General features: G+C 57.3%; 19 protein-coding genes. 15 read left to right on the forward strand and 4 right to left on the reverse strand.

What is annotated here, in order from left to right; translation table 11 throughout:
* The first annotated feature begins 10 nt into the window (after positions 1 to 10).
* The 12 genes from K0B93_RS00600 to K0B93_RS00655 all read left to right on the forward strand — a co-directional run bounded on the left by K0B93_RS00600 (position 11) and on the right by K0B93_RS00655 (position 10,735).
* Positions 11 to 1,288: a hypothetical protein gene (locus K0B93_RS00600; RefSeq protein ID WP_219865340.1), complete on the forward strand. Its 1,278-nt coding sequence runs from the start codon at positions 11 to 13 to the stop codon at positions 1,286 to 1,288.
* 170 nt (positions 1,289 to 1,458) lie between these two features.
* On the forward strand, positions 1,459 to 2,382 hold the full coding sequence (locus tag K0B93_RS00605) for an ABC transporter substrate-binding protein (RefSeq protein ID WP_219865341.1): 924 nt from the start codon (positions 1,459 to 1,461) through the stop codon (positions 2,380 to 2,382).
* 3 nt (positions 2,383 to 2,385) lie between these two features.
* Positions 2,386 to 3,573 (forward strand): ABC transporter permease, encoded by a 1,188-nt coding sequence (locus K0B93_RS00610; protein ID WP_228743141.1) that lies wholly within the window; start codon positions 2,386 to 2,388, stop codon positions 3,571 to 3,573.
* A gap of 20 nt (positions 3,574 to 3,593) precedes the next feature.
* Positions 3,594 to 4,541, forward strand: a complete 948-nt coding sequence (locus K0B93_RS00615) for an ABC transporter ATP-binding protein (protein ID WP_219865342.1) — start codon at positions 3,594 to 3,596, stop codon at positions 4,539 to 4,541.
* On the forward strand, positions 4,541 to 5,284 hold the full coding sequence (locus K0B93_RS00620; RefSeq protein ID WP_219865343.1) for an ABC transporter permease: 744 nt from the start codon (positions 4,541 to 4,543) through the stop codon (positions 5,282 to 5,284). Before K0B93_RS00615 ends, K0B93_RS00620 begins: the two co-directional genes overlap by 1 nt.
* Positions 5,285 to 5,320: 36 nt before the next feature.
* Positions 5,321 to 6,451, forward strand: coding sequence for an alcohol dehydrogenase family protein (locus K0B93_RS00625; protein WP_228743143.1), 1,131 nt, complete (start codon positions 5,321 to 5,323; stop codon positions 6,449 to 6,451).
* A 34-nt stretch (positions 6,452 to 6,485) separates the two neighbouring features.
* The gene (locus K0B93_RS00630) at positions 6,486 to 6,854 is read left to right on the forward strand and encodes a VOC family protein (protein ID WP_219865344.1); all 369 of its coding nucleotides are present in this window, start codon (positions 6,486 to 6,488) and stop codon (positions 6,852 to 6,854) included.
* 106 nt (positions 6,855 to 6,960) lie between these two features.
* Positions 6,961 to 7,389 (forward strand): MarR family winged helix-turn-helix transcriptional regulator, encoded by a 429-nt coding sequence (locus K0B93_RS00635; protein WP_219865345.1) that lies wholly within the window; start codon positions 6,961 to 6,963, stop codon positions 7,387 to 7,389.
* Positions 7,390 to 7,441: 52 nt separating this feature from the next.
* A complete protein-coding gene (locus tag K0B93_RS00640; RefSeq protein WP_219865346.1) occupies positions 7,442 to 8,416 on the forward strand; it encodes an NADP-dependent oxidoreductase in 975 nt (324 codons plus the stop codon).
* A gap of 13 nt (positions 8,417 to 8,429) precedes the next feature.
* Positions 8,430 to 8,894 carry a DUF4442 domain-containing protein gene (locus K0B93_RS00645; RefSeq protein ID WP_219865347.1) on the forward strand — a complete coding sequence of 155 codons (465 nt, stop codon included), beginning with the start codon at positions 8,430 to 8,432 and terminating at the stop codon, positions 8,892 to 8,894.
* 42 nt (positions 8,895 to 8,936) lie between these two features.
* Entirely contained in the window at positions 8,937 to 9,359 is a 423-nt protein-coding gene (locus K0B93_RS00650) for a hypothetical protein (RefSeq protein ID WP_219865348.1), read from the forward strand.
* A gap of 119 nt (positions 9,360 to 9,478) precedes the next feature.
* Positions 9,479 to 10,735 (forward strand): MFS transporter, encoded by a 1,257-nt coding sequence (locus K0B93_RS00655; protein WP_219865349.1) that lies wholly within the window; start codon positions 9,479 to 9,481, stop codon positions 10,733 to 10,735.
* A 34-nt stretch (positions 10,736 to 10,769) separates the two neighbouring features.
* On the opposite strand, the gene K0B93_RS00660 is transcribed toward K0B93_RS00655, so the two are convergent.
* Together K0B93_RS00660 and K0B93_RS00665 are read right to left on the reverse strand one after the other, a co-directional pair.
* Positions 10,770 to 11,936, reverse strand: coding sequence for an ADP-ribosylglycohydrolase family protein (locus K0B93_RS00660; protein ID WP_219865350.1), 1,167 nt, complete (start codon positions 11,934 to 11,936; stop codon positions 10,770 to 10,772).
* A gap of 290 nt (positions 11,937 to 12,226) precedes the next feature.
* Positions 12,227 to 13,342 (reverse strand): MipA/OmpV family protein, encoded by a 1,116-nt coding sequence (locus K0B93_RS00665; protein ID WP_219865351.1) that lies wholly within the window; start codon positions 13,340 to 13,342, stop codon positions 12,227 to 12,229.
* Positions 13,343 to 13,520: 178 nt separating this feature from the next.
* Between K0B93_RS00665 and K0B93_RS00670 the strand changes: the two genes are divergently transcribed.
* Entirely contained in the window at positions 13,521 to 15,716 is a 2,196-nt protein-coding gene (locus K0B93_RS00670; RefSeq protein ID WP_219865352.1) for an OsmC domain/YcaO domain-containing protein, read from the forward strand.
* Here the strand turns inward: K0B93_RS00670 and K0B93_RS00675 are convergent.
* Positions 15,713 to 17,821 carry a molybdopterin-dependent oxidoreductase gene (locus K0B93_RS00675; RefSeq protein ID WP_219865353.1) on the reverse strand — a complete coding sequence of 703 codons (2,109 nt, stop codon included), beginning with the start codon at positions 17,819 to 17,821 and terminating at the stop codon, positions 15,713 to 15,715. The genes K0B93_RS00670 and K0B93_RS00675 overlap by 4 nt on opposite strands.
* A gap of 209 nt (positions 17,822 to 18,030) precedes the next feature.
* Here K0B93_RS00675 and K0B93_RS00680 point away from each other — a divergent pair, with 209 nt between their 5' ends.
* Positions 18,031 to 18,492 (forward strand): methyltransferase family protein, encoded by a 462-nt coding sequence (locus tag K0B93_RS00680; protein ID WP_219865354.1) that lies wholly within the window; start codon positions 18,031 to 18,033, stop codon positions 18,490 to 18,492.
* Positions 18,493 to 18,514: 22 nt separating this feature from the next.
* Here K0B93_RS00680 and K0B93_RS00685 read toward each other — a convergent pair whose 3' ends face one another.
* A complete protein-coding gene (locus tag K0B93_RS00685) occupies positions 18,515 to 19,423 on the reverse strand; it encodes a permease (protein ID WP_219865355.1) in 909 nt (302 codons plus the stop codon).
* A gap of 109 nt (positions 19,424 to 19,532) precedes the next feature.
* Here K0B93_RS00685 and K0B93_RS00690 point away from each other — a divergent pair, with 109 nt between their 5' ends.
* A complete protein-coding gene (locus K0B93_RS00690) occupies positions 19,533 to 19,823 on the forward strand; it encodes an ArsR/SmtB family transcription factor (RefSeq protein ID WP_219865356.1) in 291 nt (96 codons plus the stop codon).
* Positions 19,824 to 20,040: the final 217 nt, after the last annotated feature.

Here is a 20,040-nt window from a genome sequence, read left to right on the forward strand (position 1 = left end):
GGAGATAAGCATGAAAATCACGAAATACCTGGTCGCATTAGCGACAGTCTGGGCGGTCTCGGTGACCGCAACGGCCGGTCAGCTGGCGGGTAAAAATCTCATTCTCGTGCAGGGGTTTCAACTCCAGCACGTGTTCATGGGCCGCACCCATGACGACGGCAAGCGATTCGCCTACAACTACTGGAACCGGTTTGATCTGTATAACGGCGGCAACGGAGCCATCAAGGTCGCCAATCCCACAGGCCTGACACTGCTCGATCAGAACCTGCCACTCCTCAAGGACGCGGGCGGCACGAAATTCAATCTGTACGATACGTCCAGACAGCCAGTCTATTACAGCGATCCGAACGCCAGGATCCTGCATTTCGACTCGACATACCGCATCGAGGAGCCGAACGGGCAGGGCATTGGTGCCACCATCGCGCAGCAGCTCAATGCCTTGTTCGCTGACGATCCAACATACTGCACCCGCACCAACGGCTGCATTGTCATCACCCACTCCACGGGCGATCTGGTCATGCAATACGTTGAGGCAAACAAGTCGTCGCTGCTGAACGCAAACGCACGGAATGCGTTTGACGTGACCACCTACATCGATCTCGCCGGTGCTCGGGGCGGCACAGAGGGCGCGAAGATCCTCTATGATCTGGCCAACTACCTGGACGATCTGGCCTCCAGCACGGTTCTGTCTTCCTCCAAGCAGGACGAGGTGGACGACGCGAATGAATGGCTGAACCTGTTCCTGGGTAGCAGTGGCGTGGACTACCTGGCGCCAGGCAAACAGTTTCAGGCGGGTGTCCTGTACGATTTGCAACCTGCCAACGCGCGCAACACCGGCCTTTCAAACCCGGATGGCATACCCCATCTCCGGGTCGCCTCAGCCGGTGATGAGCCTTACGGGTTTATCACGCACCTGTTCATTAAAGGACATGATGACAGCGTTGTGCCACTGCACAGTTCCTGTGGTTCCGTGTACGCCAACAGCTACGATTCCTGCGTCTGGAACCGCACGCTGGACGGGAAGGTGACGATGTGGGCGGACGCGCCAGGTTCGTATTACAACCACCACTACCCGTTCATCCAGATTGAGAACCTGCGACACAACGGGCATCAGTGGGATGACACGGGAAATCGCATGGCGCCGCTGGTGACGGGCGGCCAGATAGGGGACATCACCATTGACGTGAATACCCGAACAACCTGGGACATCTTCCTGAACAAGTACACCCGCATCCGGGATGCGGACCAAAAAACGGTGGCTCAGGTTCTGGCCGAGTCACTCTACTAGTCGACGATAACCCTGGGCGGGAGAGAGCTTGGCTCTCCCGCTTTCCTCTGACGAGAGCAATTGGGCCTTGCCTTCGTATTGGCGTCTTATAGACTGAAAGTGGCGGCTGTGGCACGTGTTCTGGTGTTCACACTGCGCAGGTCAGAATAATCAGCCAACGACCAAGAGGAATGGCCGTGTCTCCTATCTCCCGTTTTAGCCGCGCAGCGGCATTGACTGCTATGTTGGTCGCGGCGTCGGCCATGGCCGCCGATCCGGTGGTAGTGTCTTCCAAGATTGATACGGAAGGCTCCGTGTTGGGCCAGATGATACTGCAGACCCTGGAAGAAGCTGGGATTCCGGTCGAAAACCGGCTGCAGTTGGGGGCGACCAATATTGTACGCAACGCCATCAAGGCCGGGGAAATCGATCTCTACCCGGAGTACACCGGTAATGCGGCCTTCTTTCACGACCAGGCTGACCGGGATTTCTGGAAGGATGCCGAAAAGGCGTATGACCAGGCGGCGAGCCTGGATAAGTCGGCCCACAACATTGTCTGGCTGAAACCGGCGAAAGCCAACAATACCTGGGCCATGAGTGTGCGTGGCGATGTGGCGCGGGAAAATGACTTGAAGACGCTGGAAGATCTCGCGGAGTACATCAATGACGGCGGCGCCTTCAAGTTTGCGGCCAGTGCCGAGTTCGTCGAATCCGCAAGTGCGCTGCCTGCTTTCCAGGAGGCCTACGGCTTTACGTTGAGGGCTGACCAGCTGCTGATCCTGTCGGGCGGCAACACCGCAGCGACGCTCCGGGCGGCTGCACTAAACGACAACGACGTGAACGGCGCAATGACCTACGGAACCGACGGTGGCTTGAACGCGCTTGATCTGAAGGTGATGGAGGACACGCTGGGCGTTCAGCCGGTCTATCAGCCTGCGCCGATTGTGCGCGCCGATGTTCTGCAAACCTATCCGAAGATCCGTGAGGTGCTTGAGCCTGTTTTCGAGTCCCTCGATCTGGAAACCCTGCAGCGTCTGAATGGACAGGTTGCGGTGAACGGTGTGCCGGCCGACAAGGTGGCTCGGGAGTACCTGGATTCACTGAGCCGGAACTGAGGCTTGCCAGTTTCCAGGACACTTCAACGTCGGATAGCGCCAAATCGGGTCATCCCGGTCCTGGCGGGGCTCGCTTTGTTGGTGGTCTGGTCGCTGGATTTTGGCACCATTCAGCCGAACCGTATCGTTCCTGGCACCGGGCACGGTCTCCTGTCGGCGACAGGCTGGTTCGGTGCGGGGGCCGTCACCCTGGTTCTTGCGGCTTCGATGCTGCTGTCCGTTCTGCCGCTGGGCGTGCGTTACGTGCCTCTCCTTGGCTTGGTCGGCCTTTCCCTGGCGATGTTGCCTCTGTTGTTGGAGGTGTTTGCCGCCCGGCATTTGCCTGAGGGGGCGCCCTATGCGCGCTCCGCAATTGGGGCCGGTTTCTGGTGCCTGCTGTTCCTGTTGTCGTTGGTGTTGATCGAGATTCTGGGGCGGCTCAGATCCGGGCGAGGGCTGCAGATCCTGCTCCTCGTGTCGATCGGTGGAAGCTGGTTGCTGCTGTTGCGGGGCGATGGCCTGGAGAGTCTGTCCCTGGTAAGGGAGTTCAACGCCCGGCCGGACCAATTCGAGCAGGCGCTCTGGACTCACCTGGCGCTGGCCTTTGGCGCGGTGGCCATCAGCGCTTGTGTGGCCTTTATTCTGGCACTGAAAATGATTCGCAGCCCTGGCTGGCAACGGCCGATCCTTGGCGCCGTGAGTTTTCTCCAGACCATCCCCAGTCTGGCGCTCTTCGGGTTACTGATTGCGCCGCTCAGTGCGCTGGCAGCTGCGTTCCCGTTTCTCGAAACGCTTGGTATCCGCGGTATCGGCTGGGCGCCGGCTATGTTGGCACTGGTGGCCTACAGTCTGTTGCCCATGTTGCGCAACACGTTCGTTGCCCTGACGGAAGTCCCCGACAATCTGGTAGATGCCGGCCGGGGCATGGGCATGAATGAACGGCAACTGTTCTTCCAGCTCAAATTACCCCTGGCGCTGCCGGTCATTATCGAAGGTGTACGCATCACGACCATTCAGGCAATCGGTCTGACCGCAGTAGCCGCGCTGATCGGCGCTGGCGGTTTCGGTGCCTTTATTTTCCAGGGGCTGGGGCAGGCGGCGATGGACCTGGTGCTGCTCGGTGCCTTACCTACAATTGCGCTTGCGCTGATGGCGGATGCCGTATTCACCATGCTGGCGGCGAGCCTCAGGCCGACCCCGGCAACGGCCTGATAGGGGAAAGGATTGTTCGGATGATCGAACTGAAAAATGTCACTCGGCGCTTCGGTGACACGGTTGCGGTAGACAACATCAATCTGACCATTGAAACCGGTGAGGTGTGCGTTCTGGTGGGGAGCTCCGGCTGTGGCAAGTCCACTACGCTGCGGATGATAAACCGCCTGTTGCCTCACAGCGCCGGCAACATCCTGGTGGATGGCGAGGACATTGCTGCCATGAACCCGGAACAGCTCCGCTTGAACATGGGATACGTTATTCAGGGAACCGGGCTGTTTCCGCACTGGACAGTGGCACGCAATATCGCCATGGTGCCTCAGCTGTTGAAGTGGCCCAGGGATCGGATCGATGCCCGGGTTAACGAGTTAATGACCCTGTTGGATCTCGATCCGACTGTCCACGCAAATAAATACCCCCAGCAATTGTCCGGCGGCCAGGCACAGCGGGTGGGCGTTGCGCGGGCACTGGCGGCGGACCCCAACATCCTCCTTATGGATGAACCATTTGGCGCCCTGGATGCGATTACCCGGGAAAACCTCCAGATGGAAATGCTGCGCATCCAGAAACAGGTCCGAAAAACCACCGTGTTCGTCACCCACGACATTGACGAGGCGTTGAAGCTGGCGACTCGCATCGCCGTAATGGACCGGGGCCGCATTATCCAGCATGACACGCCTGAGAACATCCTTCGGCATCCGGCGTCGGAATTCGTTGAAAACCTGGTAGGCAAGCAGGATCGCGGCCTCAAGCTGATGAGTCTGCGGCCGGTTCGGGAATTGATGAACCCCCATAGAGGCCCAAAACGTGCCGATCCCGGCGTGGAAGGCCTCAGGGAGGAAGACAGCATACGGTTGGCGCTGTCGGTGATGCTCTGGCGAGGCCTGCAGGAGGTTTCCGTGTTTAATGCCCACGGTGAGGAGACCGGTGTGATAACGCGCGAGCGCATCATCCGGGAAGGCGCCTGATGCGCGTCTGGTTGCCTCCCCTGGTGCTGGCCGCTCTTCTGTGCGGGCTGAGTGCCGGTATGCCTGCCCTGGAGCCGTTCTTCCAGTGGGTACAGCCGGACAAGCAGCGAGTCATTTACGAGCGGGACAGTTTTCTGTTCCTGTTGCAGAACCACCTGCTGCTAGTCGTCATTTCTGCGGCTGTTGGCACCATTGCTGCGGTCGCTGGCGGTGTTTTCGCCACTCGCCCGTCAGGTCGTGATTTCCTGCCCCTGGTAAGCCAGGTGGCCTCCATCGGGCAGACATTCCCTCCCGTGGCCGTCCTTGCGCTTGCGGTCCCGGTTCTCGGTTTTGGTGAAGCGCCCATTCTCGTGGCGTTAATCCTTTACGGCCTGCTGCCCATCCTGCGAAACACCCTGGCGGGCCTGGAAAGCATCAATCCGGCTGTGCGGGAGGCCGGGCTGGGTATGGGCATGTCACCGTTTCAGGTGTTGCTGCGGGTGGAGCTGCCTTTGGCAGGGAGAGTAATTCTCGCCGGCATTCGCACCTCTGTAACGATCAACATTGCCACGGCTGCCATTGGCTCAACCATTGGCGCGCGCACCCTGGGCGATCCGGTAATCGCCGGGTTGGTGAATGGCAACACCGCCTACGTGCTGCAGGGGGCAATCCTGATTGGTTTGCTCGCGCTTACCATAGACAGCCTGTTTGAGGCACTGGAACGAACCTGGGACCATCGGTTCTCGCCGCAAGGGGCGGCTTGATGCGCATTTTTCATAATTCCCTGTTTTGGAGTGAGCATGTCTGATTTGCGTTACCTGCAAACCAACGATCCCAACCGTTTCAAACTGCGTGGCGACGAGCCGACGATGAAAGCGGTCGTGACGACGGGCAGCGGCGGTTACGAGAAACTCGACTACCGGGATGTCCCGATACCTGTTCCCGGCCCGGGGGAGGTGTTGCTGAGAGTCCTGGCGGCCGGGGTCAACAACACGGAAATCAACACGCGCCTCGGCTGGTACTCGTCATCGGTAGAGGGTGGCACCGAACAGTTGTCCGAAACCGACAGCGCGTCAGAGATTGAAGACGGTGGCTGGAACGCGTCGACGCCGTTTCCGTTTATACAGGGTACCGATTGCTGTGGCGAGGTTGTCGCCGCGGGTGAGGGTGTGGCTCAGCCTGATGTTGGCACTCGGGTTCTCGTCAGGTCCTGTATGCGCACCAACGGTTTTGATTCGCTGGACAACCTCTGGATGGCCTCGGATTTTGACGGTGCCTTCGCCCAGTACGTCAAAGTGCCTGCGAGCGAGGTCTTTGAAATCCAGTGTGATTGGAGCGACGTGGAACTCGCGACCATCCCCTGTGCGTATGGAACGGCAGAGAACATGCTGCACCGGGCGAACGTGAAAGCGGGCGACCGGGTGCTGGTTACCGGGGCGTCCGGCGGCGTCGGTTCTGCAGTGGTACAGCTGGCCAAGCGCCGGGGCGCCTGTATTGTGGCGATCGCGGGTTCCAGTAAACTCGACCAGGTCGCCGGCCTTGGGGCCGACCAGGTAATCCCGCGAGGCTCCGACTTGAGCGCGGAGCTTCAGGAGTCCTCTGTGGACGTTGTGATCGACAACGTCGCCGGTGATCAGTTCGGGGCGTTGTTGAAATTGATGGCGCGCGGCGGCCGATATGCTTCGTCGGGCGCGATTGCGGGGCCGATAACCACCATCGATATGCGCGATTTTTACCTCAAGGATTTGACCTTGTTGGGGTGCACGGCCTGGGATGAACCGGTCTTCCCGAACCTCATCAGCTACATCGAAAAGGGTGAGATTCGACCACTGGTGGCACAATCATTCGAGCTGAAGGACATTGCGACGGCGCAGCAGGAGTTTCTCAAAAAGACGCATGTAGGAAATTTTGTGTTGGTGCCGCCTCAGTAAGAGAGTCGCTCGACGAAATACAAGGACCTGTCTAATGGATCCAGAATTTCAGCCAGGCAAGAACATAGCCATGAAGATCCCGGCTCACGAGTATGAGAGCACGGTACGGTTTTATCGGGATGTGCTCGGCTTCAAGGAAATACCATCGGAAGGGACGGATGACTCTCCAAGGTTTGAATTTGGCGACAAAGTGCTTTGGCTCGATTGCATGCCGGGCTTGAGTCAATCTGAGATCTGGCTGGAAGTCGTTGCCAGTGATATCGGTAAGGCCGCTGAATATCTCAAGGAGCAGGGGTGTTCCCGCCGAGACGAAATCGAGCCTCTTCCGAGCGGGGTCAAGGCATTCTGGATATCAAGCCCATCTGACATCATTCATCTGGTGACATCGAGCAGCGACACATAGCCAGGCTATGTGGTTCTGGCTGATGCCGGAAAACTGTTGAAAATGGTTCGTTGACGAACTATATTCGGTATCGATTGTCGTTGTGAATTGAGGGAAGACTGCCTGGATGAAACTAAGAACGAACGGGATTGTTTTTCAGGTCGCAGAGCTTCGCGATAATGCCTATGAACACGTTTCGAGGGAGCTAAGGCGCCTGGGCCTGAATGACCTGGCTCCATCACACGGGCTGATCCTGATCACGCTCTATCGGGAGAAAGCCCTGTCGTTGAAAGACCTGTCGATACGAATCAACAAGAAGAAGTCTTCCACCACCGAGTTGGTCGATAAACTCATTCGCCTGGGCTATGTCGAGAAAACAGCATCCAGCGACGACCAGAGAGTAAAGCTGGTCCGGTTGACCCAGAAAAGCCTGTCCCATAAGGACGATTTCAAAGAGCTGTCCGATAATGTGAACGGCCGTCTGTATCAAGGATTTACCGCCGAAGATAAGCGGGAATTGATGAGGTTGCTGAATAAAGCGCTGGCCAACTATTAGTTTTATCTTTTTGGTTCGGTAACGAACTAAAAGAACCCGGAGGAGCAGGATCATGAAAGCAGCATTCCAGACGGCCTACGGCAACAGTGATGTCTTGCAGTACGGAGACCAGGAAGCCCCCGAAATTACCGCGAATCAGGTGCTTGTCAGGAATTACGCATCAAGCGTCAATCCAAGGGATTTGTTGATTCGGAGTGGTCGATACCAGTTGCAGTTTCTCGTACCGAAATTCCCGCTGATACTCGGTAGTGACTTGGCGGGCGAGGTCCTTAAAACGGGCAGTCGCGTTAAGGGGTTCAAGCCCGGGGACCGGGTTTATGGCATGAAAAATCCCTTGGAAGGGCTCGCAACCTATGCGGAGCAGGTCTCTGTGCCCGCCCGCAATCTTGCGCTGATCCCCGGTAATTTATCGTACGTTGAAGCGGCGGGCGTTCCCCTGTGTGGTTTGACGGCCTGGCAGGCGCTTGTTGACCACGCCAATCTGAAGGCCGGACAGCAGGTTTTGATTGTGGGCGCCTCGGGCGGGGTTGGCAGTTATTCCGTTCAAATTGCAAAAGTGCTGGGGGCGTCCGTAACTGCAGTTTGTAGTGGTGCCAATGCTGAAATGGTAAAGCGGATTGGCGCCGGCCGGGTTATTGATTATTTGCAGTCCGATTTCACAAAGGAAAATGATCGGTATGACATTATCCTGGACACTGTCGGTCGGCACGATTTGCAACGCTGCGCCCCTGTTCTTAAGCCCGGTGGCTATTATATTTCAACGATTCCCAGCCCTAAAAACCTGAAAGCGATGGCGGCAACGCGAGTCCGATCGCTGTTCTCAAAGACTGCTTTGAGGGCGGAGGTTGTGATGGTCAAGCCAAGTGGGCGAAATTTGCAGAGCGTTTCTGACCTGATCGATCGAGGGGCGGTAATTCCCCTGATTGATCGGGTTTTTCCCATTGAAGAAACGGCGGCTGCGCACGACCTCAGTCGCAGCCAAAGGGCAAGAGGCAAGATTATTCTGGATATCCAGACGCCATCTTGAGGGAAAGACTCCGATGATTCGAGCAAAGGAATCGTTTGAGTCCCGCCTGTGGCGGTGGGCGGGGAACCTGTTTCCTGCCTACCGCCGTGTCGGAGCGCGGGTGACTTACGTTTCACCTGATTTTTATCAGGTACACGTAAAAATCCCCAGCAACTGGCAGACGCGCAATCATATGGGAATGACCTGGGGAGGGGGTCTGTATAGCGCCCTGGACCCGATTTACGGAGTGATGATCTACAAGTTGTTGGGCTATCGACATCGTGTTGTGGATAAATGCGCTGAGATCCATTTCAGGAAGCCCGGTAGAACCACCCTCTATGCCAAATTCCAGCTCAGTCCATCGGAAATCGACGCTATCCGTTTGGGCCTGGCGTCAGGTCGAAAAGTTGAGCGGACCTACCAGGTTGAGCTGGTCGACCAGGCCGGAGTTGTTCACGTCTCTTGTCTGAAAACGCTTTGTATATTCGCTTCGCCCTGATCTTGGGATTTTTGTGCAACAACCTGATTTGGAGAAATCCTGATGCTGGAAACTGTATTGGTTCTGAATGTTATCTGGTTTGCAATGGCGTTCAACGTGTTCTCCATTCGCAATAAGATATTTGCAAAGGTTCTGGTGCCCAGGGAACACCGGCAGACACCAGTCTTTGACGTGCTTGCCGAATCAGGTAGGTTTCTCGGTGGATTTAACTTCGCTTTTGCCCTTCTGAATATCCTTCTATTAATCAACCTCGATGTTTTCCCGAGTGATGCCCAGAGGTCAATATTGCTGTGGGTTATCGCGGTCGCACACGGATCACAGTTTGTTTTTAATGTGCCAGTTGCCATTCAAAACCGCCGGGGTGAGGGGGTATGGCAGGTTAAGGGATTGATGCTATTCATTTTTGTTACCGATTTCATAATGATGGTTTTGAATTTGGCTATGGCAGTCTCGTATATCTACTAGATAAACCAGCGCGACCCGATGCTAACGCAGATGACCTGATCTTAATCAGCACAAACCTTGTCGGTGGTTTGGTTGCTGACTAGGCTGGTACTGATGAAACACGCAGAGGGCATGGCGGCATGAAGTTTCCTTCGAGCACAGGGTTTGCGCTCTTGGGGGCGGCACTGATCGCGATCAGTTACGGGCTCGCGCGCTTTGCTTTCGGCTTGTTTGTTCCCCCGATCCGGGCCGAACTGGAACTGGCGCCGGACGTAATCGGCATCATCGGCGCGCTGCCACTGATCAGTTTTGTGTTCGCCACACTAGTAGCCCCTTTATCCGCAGATCGTCTCGGTGCCCGTAACACGGCCTTATTGTCCGGTGTTTTTGGAACCGTTGGGCTGGCATTAATAAGCCAGGCGGTTGGTGCTGTATCCCTTGGCGTGGGTGTGTTTGCCTGTGGCATCTGCACTGGCCTGATGATGCCGGCTCTGACCGCCGCCATGCAGGCGCTGGTGAAACGCTCCCTGCACGGGCGGGTTAGCTCTGTGATGAATGCGGGCACCAGCATTGGCGTGATCATCTCGGTGCCGACGATTCTTTTCCTGGCCGGTGCCTGGCGTTATGCCTATGCGTCCTTTGCTGTACTGGCAGTGGCCGGGGTGATTGCCACCTGGTTTTTCATCCCTTCGGTTTCTCGGGTTGTGCCGTCTAATGCAGCTCCACCGCCTCCCATCAGCGCCTTGCAGTGGTCGCGTCTGTTGAGGCTATCAATGTTCGCCTTCTTGATGGGGTTCGTCTCCGCCGCATACTGGATCTTTGCGCCTGACCTGGTCGTCAACCTCGGCTCCCTGGCTTCCGATGCAACCGGGTGGCTATGGCTGGCGGTTGGCATTGCTGGTCTAGGAGGTGCAGTGGTGGCTGATCTGGCTGATCGGAATAACCCGCCGATCACCCAGGCATTGATGCTGATGATGCTGTCGGCGAGTCTCGCATTGCTCGCCGCCAGCCCGGGTAATCTGGCGATCGCAGCATTCTCGGCGCTGGTCTTTGGGCTGGCGTACATGAGCCTGACCGGCTTGTACCTGATGACGGGTATCCGGTTTTTACCGGGCCGGTTGTCCATGGGACCGGTACTGCCATTCATGGCTGTCTCGCTCGGGCAGGCGACCGGTTCGCCCACCGTCGGTTGGCTGGTGAAAGAATTCGGTTACTCCGATGCGTTCGCCATGTTCTCCGCGATTGGCATTCTGGTCGCCATGCTGTCGCCTCTCTATCCTCGTTATATTGAAGAGGAGGCGCCCGAAGCGGAGATGGAGGAGGAGACAGGCCTTCAGGCGGCGTACAATTACCAGCTCCTTGACGAGGAGGGCGAGCCAATCGGGCCCGCATCCTGAACGGATTGTGCACAGTCCGCCGAGATGAGTGTCTTTAAACCAGCTTCTCCAGATCCCGAAAGATGTCGGCCCCATCCGTTACCCGAGCCAGCCAGCTCAGCGGTATCCCTTGCTCGTATCCAACGCCGTGTATCGCAGCCATGGCTGGCCCGATGATCCAGGCCCGACCACACGAATCGCCTCCGCAGTGGATGTTCGCCCGGATCGCCTCGGTAAAGGATTGAGCCTGACTGACAATGTGAAAAATGACGGGCATTGCCTCGTGGAGGTAGCAGGTTCGGCCGAACCTGTCCCCGGCTTGAACCGGATCGAGGGCGTTTCCGGAGCTGGCTATCGCCAGATTCTTTGGCTCCGGGGCCAGTTCGATGGCGGCCTCAAGCGCTTTTGTCGGGGGAACGCCCAGGAGGAGTCTCTCAAGAAGGCGTGCTGCGCAGCGCGCCCAGGCGACGGCATCATCATTGTTATTGGTGACCCGGACTGCCGCTTCGACCTGTTCCATCAGTTCCGCCTGCCCGGAGTAACAGGCGACCAGGGGCGGAAGTTTGGAGACGGCGGGCAATTGCGTGTCGTCGGCGCCACTTTCCGGTGATAAATGCCGATCAATGGTTTCCGCAAGAAACACGCCCGCGTCCTGAATCCTGGCTTCCTGATAGGTGAGGTTGATGGCTTTTCGAACGGGATCCGCCAACTGCTCGCCACTCAGCCGTCGGGTGTAGGGCAACACTTTCTGCACGAGTATGCGCTTCTGCTTGTCCGTCAGGTCGGTATCGATGGCCGAATAGGCCAGTTCGATGGCTTTCTGTTCGGTGGCGACCAGGTTGTTCAGGGTGCCCCGGGTGGGATTATCGATAAAACCCTGCCAATCGCCACCGGGACCGAAATGGTTCACAAAGCGACGCTGGTAATCCCGAATATTCAGTTCCCCATGATGGGCAAGAAGGCTGTCGCTGAGTACCTTGGTTGCGGCGCCGTAATGGCTCATATCGCCCGGTTTTTTGCCGTCATGGGCGAAGAAACCGAACACGCCTTTGAAGTATTCCGCTCGTGGAGGTAGAAATTCCGGGGTCTGACCGCCGACTTCGAGTATTCGGTCGCTGTTGTAGAGCCAGTGCAACCCGAGACTGGCGGCGTCTGCCACCCAGCCACCGGCAATCGCTGAAATCACTCTGTTACGTCTGTCTCCGGGCAATGTCTCGGTCATGATGCTCCCGCGTGAAGAGGCTGATTGGGTTATTGCGGGTAAGTGTAGTCATCCTCGTCAATATCTGTTGCAGGATAGCCCTTTGAAGTGTGGCGGCAGCGACCAGAATGCTGCCACCACACGGCTCCCTTTGTCACAAGTCAGGGTCGCGTTGGCCGTTGTCACGGGGCCTCCATCGGCATATTCCAGCATGAATTTAACAGTACACCTTTCGCGTTCTCACCCTGAAATCTGTACGAAATTTGGACAGGAGCGGGCGGGGACGCCGATTCCGGAGGCTTGGCAGGCCCTTAAAAGGAGTAGGTTACCGCCCCGAACCCTTTGAAAAGCCGCTCATCCTCAACAATCGGGCTGTTGGTGATATCGCTGCCTAGTTCCTCCATGGCGAGGCGGACAACCACGCGCCAGCTCTCAGTCAGCTCGTAAAAGGCGCCCACCCCCACCTCATAAGTGACCGTGTTGCCAACGTCGTAGGCCGGTCGGCCGGGAATCGCCGCCGAGGTCGGGACGCCAAAGTCGTGGTTGGCCAGTTTGCTGCTTAGCCAGTTGACGCCCAGCTCCGGCGAAAGACGCAGGTTGCCAAACTGGAAACCCCTGGACACCCTTGCCATCGCGGCGCCGCCACCAATCTGATCGAGGGCATCGTGTTCGTATCCCAGGTCAATCTCCAGTCCGTAAGGGGCCTCATAAACGAGACCCAAACCGGCCATCAGGGTGCTGTCGCGGTCCCCCAATCCTCTCAGGAATTCGCTGTCATCTTCTTCATAGGCGCCAATTCGATACGAGGCGGTTACCGCGAGGCGCAGTTCTTCACTCCCCACAATGCCGTAACGAAGGTTCGGTCCTACCCATTGAAGGCGCTCCCCGAAGTAGGTGATGGCTGGTATCGGTTGAAGCACGTTGGAATCGGAGCCCACATACGGGCTGCCGCGACCAATCACACCCAGGCCCACACCCCATTGCCCGAATTCGCCGAGAACCCGGTATAGCTCAATGTCGAGTGTGGCAGTCTCCTCCTCACGAACGGTGAAGGCCGCGTTCCGGAAGCTGGGCGGGCCCTTGGGCTGATAGTTGTTTGACAGGCCCACCGGCTCGCGGGGGATGCCGATAAAGTTCTTGTCCAGGGCACCGTTGTCGTTCTCGTCCAGGTAGGCGAGGACGGCGATTTTCCCGGTCGGAACATCGGGTAGGACATAACTCTCGCCTGGCTGGATGGAGTATCGGACCTCCTGCCTGGGATTGCGAAAGTCGCCGAAGGCGTCTGGATCGTCGTATACCTGAAGAACCAGCGTACCGTCTGCGGGCAGGTTCCGGACCTGCACTGAAAGGTCAGCGGCGTGAAGGGCTGTTGCACTCAGCAGCATCAGGAAGAAAAGTGAAGACAACGCCACGCGGGGGATTTTCATGAGATAACAAGCCGAGAATCAATGAGTCTGTGAAAATACGACCGGAACATATAATCGGATGGCCCCATCGATCCATGCGAATTGTACGGAGTCTCCGAGACGAAGGCCCCCAAAAACTGGATAATGGCCGCCATTCAGGCCATGGCGCGCCAAATTTTACAAACCGGGTACCTACGTAATGGAAATCAACGTCAACTTCCTCGACAATCTCAGACTTGAAGCCAAGTTTGACGATTTCACCGTCGTTACTGACCAGCCCATTCGCTACAAGGGTGATGGTTCTGCGCCCAGCCCCTTCGACTACTTTCTGGCATCCTCGGCGCTGTGCGCCGCCTATTTCGTAAGGGTGTACTGCAAGGCGCGTGATATTCCCACCGACAATATCCGTCTGTCCCAGAACAACATCGTTGATCCGGAGAATCGCTACAACCAGATCTTCAAGATCCAGGTGGAGCTGCCGGAAGACATCTCCGACAAGGACCGGCAGGGCATTTTGCGGTCCATTGATCGCTGCACCGTGAAGAAGGTGGTACAGACCGGCCCGACGTTCGAGATTGAGACCGTAGAGAATCTCGACGAAGACGCCCAGGCACTGCTGATGGTTGAGCCGGACAGTGAGCACCGGACATTTATCGAGGGGAAAGATCTGCCCCTGGAGCAAACCATTGCCAACATGACCGGTATCCTGGCGGATCTCGGCATGAAGATCGAGATCGCCTCCTGGCGCAACATCGTGCCCCACGTTTGGTCGCTGCACATTCGCGACGCGGCCTCGCCAATGTGTTTTACCAACGGCAAGGGCGCCACCAAGGAAAGCGCGCTGTGTTCCGCGCTTGGCGAATTCATCGAGCGCCTGAGCTGTAACTTCTTCTACAACGATCAGTTCTTTGGCGAGGAAATTGCCAATAGCGATTTTGTTCATTACCCGAACGAACGCTGGTTCAAGCCGGGGCCCGAGGACGAGCTGCCAGACGGCATCCTGGATGATCACTGCTGGGCCATCTATAACCCGGACGACGAGTTGGTTGGCTCCAACCTGATCGATACCAACTCCGGTAGGGTAGACCGCGGCATTTGTGCCCTCCCGTTTGTTCGCAAGTCCGATGGCGAAGTGGTGTATTTCCCCTCCAACCTGATCGAGAACCTGTTTCTCAGCAACGGCATGAGTGCGGGCAATACCCTGTTCGAGGCCGAAGTTCAGTGCCTGTCGGAAATCTTCGAGCGGGCGGTCAAGAAACAGATTATCGAAGAGGAAATTGCGTTGCCGGATGTGCCCGAGGAGGTACTGAACAAGTACCCCGACATTGTCGAGGGCATTCAGGCGCTGGAGGCCCAGGGCTTCCCGATTTTGGTGAAGGACGCTTCGCTGGGTGGGCGCTTCCCGGTGATGTGCGTCACTCTGATGAACCCGAGAACGGGCGGTGTGTTTGCGTCTTTCGGCGCGCACCCAAGCTTCGAGGTGGCGTTGGAACGCAGCCTGACCGAATTGATGCAGGGCCGCAGTTTTGAGGGCCTGAATGACGTGCCGGCGCCCACGTTCAACAGCCTGGCAGTGTCTGAGCCGAATAACTTCGTTGAGCATTTCATTGATTCCACCGGGGTGGTTTCATGGCGTTTCTTCAGTGCCAAATCCGATTACACGTTCAACGAATGGGATTTCTCGGGCACCAATGAGCAAGAAACAACCCGACTGTTCAATATCCTGGAGAACATGGGGAAAGAGGTGTATACGGCCGTCTATGAAGAACTTGGCGCGCCGGTGTGCCGAATTCTGGTGCCGGGTTACTCGGAAGTGTACCCCGTTGAGGACCTGGTCTGGGACAACACCAACATGGCCCTGGACTACCGCGAGGACATACTCAACCTTCACTCCCTGAGTGATGACCAGCTGGCGGATCTGGCGGAACGGCTGGAGGGCAGCCAGCTTGATAATTATATGACGATCATCAGCCTGATCGGCATCGAGTTCGATGAGAACACGGTGTGGGGACAGCTGACGATCCTGGAACTGAAACTGCTGATCTGCCTGGCACTTCAGTGGCACGAGGAGGCGCTCGAGTTTGTCGACATGTTCCTGCAGTTCAACGACAACACGGTCGAGCGCGGCCTGTTCTATCGGGCTGTGAATGCGGTTCTGGAAGTGGTCCTGGACGACGAACTGGAGCTGGACGATTACATTGCCAACTTCCGGCGCATGTTCGGGGATGACACCATGGACGCGGTGGTGGGTTCGGTGAACGGCACGGTGCGTTTCCATGGCCTCACCCCGACCAACCTGCAACTGGACGGTCTGGAGAAGCACCAGCGTCTCATCGAGAGCTACAAGAAGCTCCACGCCGCCCGTGCCGCCGTAGCAGCACAGGCCGTGAATTAGGCTTCCGCCGCCTGCACCGCAACCCGGGTGCCGTTGAACGCGGCATTCCCGGTCAAAGCGTCGATGCGCTGTGAGTCGGTGACATCGTTCATGCTGACGCCCGGTTGGGACTCGGCCACGGTCATGCCGGTATTTTTCCGGTTATGACCCCAGCCCTGGGGAACGCTGACGACGCCTTCAAACATGTCGTCATCAATCTCTACCGGAAGCTCTATGCGGCCGACGGGGGAGGACACCAGCGCCGCCTGGCCGTCCTCCAGCCCAAGCTTCCGGGCGTCTGCCGAATGAATCTGCAGTGTGCACGGGTTCTTGCCCTTCACGAGGCGATGGGAATTCTGGGTCCAGGTGTTGTGACTGCGGGCCAGTCGGCGGCTGATCATTGAGAACGGATAGGTCGGGTCCTCGCCCTCGGTGAGGATTCCGGAGGTTTCCAGGCGGTCCAGGTCATCAATATGCAGCTGTGGCGCGATTTGAATCCGGCCATCCTCCGTCTGCAGACGTTGTTCCAGGCAGGGTTGCAACGGCCCGAGATCCACACCGTGCGGGTTTTCCCTCAGCTTTGCCAGACTCATGCCCTGATCGCCATAAGCGCCGTGTTTCAGACCGGCGTCCAGCATCATTTCCGGGGTCAGGCCATCGTCTTCGCGCCCGGTCAGGCGCAGCGCCAGTTCCTTGAGAATTTCCCAGTCGTGCTTCTGGTCGGGTGCCTTGGCGAACAATGGCTCCGAGAACTTGGCCGTGTTGCGTACCGCGAACGAATTGAAGAAGACATCGAAGTGGGGCACTTCCAGGCCGGTCGTGGCCGGCAGAATGATGTCGGCGTACCGGGTGGTTTCATTCAGATAAATGTCCACGGACACCATGAACTCGAGGGAACCGAAGGCCTCGCCAAGGCGCGCACCGTCAGGGCTTGAAAGCACGGGGTTGCCGGCAATGGTCATCATCGCCTTGATCTGCCCCTCACCGGGTGTGAGGATTTCGTCGGCGAGCGTGGCAACGGGAAACTCGCCGTTGTAGAACGGCAGCTTCCGGACCCGTGATTCGTAGCGCCCATAGGAACTGGGTTTGCCCTTGGTACTGCGGACCAGATCGAACGCTGGCTGGGTGAACATGGCGCCGCCGCGTTTGTCGAAATTTCCGGTCAGCAGATTCAATACGTTGGTCAGCCACTGGCACAGGCCACCGAAAGACTGGGTGGAGGCCCCCATGCGGCTGTAACACACTGCAGTCGGGGCGTCGGCCATCTCCCGGGCCAGCCGGCGAATGGTTGCGGCTTCGATTCCGCAGGCATCCGCCACACGTTCCGGCGGGTAAGGCCTGACGGCCTCTTCGAGTTGATCAATGCCTTCGATCAGGTGCTCAAGGTGGCCAAGCCGGACTCGCCCTTCCTCAAACAACGTATGGGCCATGGCGAGCAGGAGCAGGGCGTCGGTTTCCGGACGGATGAACAGGTGCTCGTCGGATTTCCGGGCGGTTTCGGTGCGTCGCGGGTCAATCACCACCACTTTGCCGCCGCGCTGCTGAATGGCCTTGAGCCGTTTGCCCACGCCGGGCGCGGTCATCAGACTGCCGTTGGAAACGATCGGGTTGGCGCCGATGATCAGCATGAAATCGGTGTGGTCGATATCGGGTATGGGGATCAGCATCCCGGCGCCGAACATGTAATTGGACGCCACGTGGTGGGGAAGCTGATCGGCAGACGCCGAGCTGTAGCGATTGTTGCTGCCCAACGCCTTGAAGAAACCTGGAAACGTAACGGCGTTGCCGAAGTTGTGGGCATTGGGGTTACCCAGGTAAGTGCCCACCGCGTTTTTGCCATGGGCCTGCTGAATATCCCGGAAGCGGGTGGTGATTTCCTCGAAGGCTTCGTCCCAGGAGATTTCCTGCCAGCCTTCGGCGGTTTTCCTGAGCGGTGTTTTCAGGCGGTCTTTGTCCTTGTAGAAATCCTGGAGAGCGACGGCCTTGGGGCAGATGTGGCCCTGACTGAACGGGTCGTCCTTGTCCCCCTTAATGGACAGAATATCCTCGCCCTGCAGCTTGATCTCGAGGCCACACATGGCTTCGCAGATGTTGCAGGTCCGGTAGTGGGTCTTGGTGTCGCTCATCGGAAGTGGCCTGTTATTGGACTATTTGTTTGGCCAGTATGCCAGTCGATCCCGGGAATTCCAGCGGTCATAATTGACATTAAATTGGTCATTCCCGCCAGTCTTTCCCCTTGCTGGTACCACTACCGCAGATTTCGTGCTTCCTGTTCTGGAAAGATGCGGTTACGATTTCCTGCATTTGAAATTCTGGTATTTATCGAGGTAAGGCTATGGCTCTGCTGGAAAAACGAATTCCACCCCTGGCACTGACACTGGTTGCGGGTGTGGCTATCTGGGCGTTGTCGGCGGCTGTGCCCGGTATGGATCTACCTGGTTGGTTCCGGCTGCCTGTGTCCCTGTTTCTCCTGTTCGTGGGCATTGCATTTTGCGTGGCCGGTGTCGTCGAATTCCGGCGTGTCCAGACCACCGTTGATCCGCGCAAGCCGGAATCGTCGTCGTCCCTTGTCTGTTCTGGCATCTATTCTGTTACGCGGAATCCGATGTACGTCGGTTTCACGCTGGTGCTGCTCGCGCTGACGGTTTTCCTGGCCTCGCCCTGGTTATTGCTGATCGTGCTGGCATTTGTCCTGTACCTTGATCACTATCAGATTCGACCCGAGGAACGGGCATTGGCGAATCTCTTCGGGCCGGAATTCAAGGCGTACCAATCCCGGGTACGCCGGTGGTTGTGACCCGACCCTGTTGGGGAGCCGATTAGAAGAACAGAAACGCGCCGTATCCAGCGGCGACCGCCATCGCCAACACCACTGTTACAAACGCCAGCAGAAGGCGGGGAGTGAACAGGGAACGCAGCAGAATGAGTTCGGTCAGGCTGGCGCCGGCACTGCCGATAATCAGGGCGAGAACCGCACCAGCGCCGACGCCTTTGGTCATCAGGGCTGACGCCATGGGGATAACCGCTTCGGCACGAATGTAAAGCGGCACGCCGATCACGGCGGCAACCGGGATTGCCAAGGGGTTGTCCTGCCCGGCGTATTTGGCAAGCAGGTCTGTCGGCAGGTACCCGTAAATCGCGCTACCAATCGCGACACCGATCAGCAGGTAGGGAGAAACCCGAACAAAATCTGACAGGGCCTCCCGCCATAGCCCGCTGTATTTTCCCCCAGGTACACTGGCCCCGGTGCACGATTTTTCTTCCGAACTTGCCACCGATACCACCGGGTTTTCCTCCCGGCGCAGGTAGCGCTCGTAGCCCAGTGCCTGGAGCGACCAGCCAGCCGCCAATGAAACCGTCAACGCAGCAAGTACATAGATGGCCGTGAGGCCAACCCCGAATGTTGCAAAGAGGAGTACAACGACAACCGGGTTCAGCAACGGTGAGGCAAACAGAAAGACCGTCATCGGGCCAAAGCTGACCCGGGCGCGAATAAGGCCTTTAAGCATCGGTATGGTTGAGCAGCTGCAAAAAGGGGTAATTGCCCCGAGTCCTGCGGCAATCAGGTATCCGCGGCCACCGCTGTTGCTAAGCAGGGCTTCGAGTCGGGAAGGGGGGATATGGCGCTGCAAGGCGCCAACCAGAAAACTGATTCCGATAAAGAGTACGGACAGTTCCGTGGCAAGCAGCGTGAACATGAACAGGGTGTCCTGAAGTTGGGCTGACATTTTTCAATCCTATATTTCTAGATTAGTCGAAATAATGAGGTTAGGTTGTGCTTGTTGAGTCTGTCAACTATGATTCTAGAAATATAGAAACAATTTCCGGGAGAGTCAGATGACTCATGAAGAAGTAGCCGCCTGTCTTGCTGAACTGGGCAATACCCATCGGCTGGCCGTGTTTCGTTTTCTGGTTAAAGCGGGTCACTCCGGAGCACCGGTTGGCGAGATACAGAAAGCGTTGGGAATACCCGGCTCCACTTTGTCTCATCATCTGGCTCGCATGGCGAGAGTGGGGCTTATTCGACAGGAGAAACACAGCCGGACGATTGTGTGTATCCCCGAGTACCAGCAACTTGAGGGCCTGATCAGTTTTTTGAACAAGGAATGCTGTGCGGGCAATTCCTAGCGTGCCGTCCAAATCCAGTCTTACAGGTATCCTCCTTGATAAAACCGGGTGCCTCACTATTCTTACTTGAGTTCTTTCTGATAAACCTCTCCTAGACGAACACTGCAGTAGGTCGCCAACTACGAGTGCAGTAGCTCGATTCCCGCAGGGATGATTTCGTGCTTCGTAACGATGTGTGGATAGACGGGTTGGCCGCGATCACGGCCAATTCAATCTG

The sequence above is a fragment of the Marinobacter sp. F4218 genome, assembly GCF_019443085.1.
In the GTDB taxonomy this organism is placed as follows: domain Bacteria; phylum Pseudomonadota; class Gammaproteobacteria; order Pseudomonadales; family Oleiphilaceae; genus Marinobacter; species Marinobacter albus.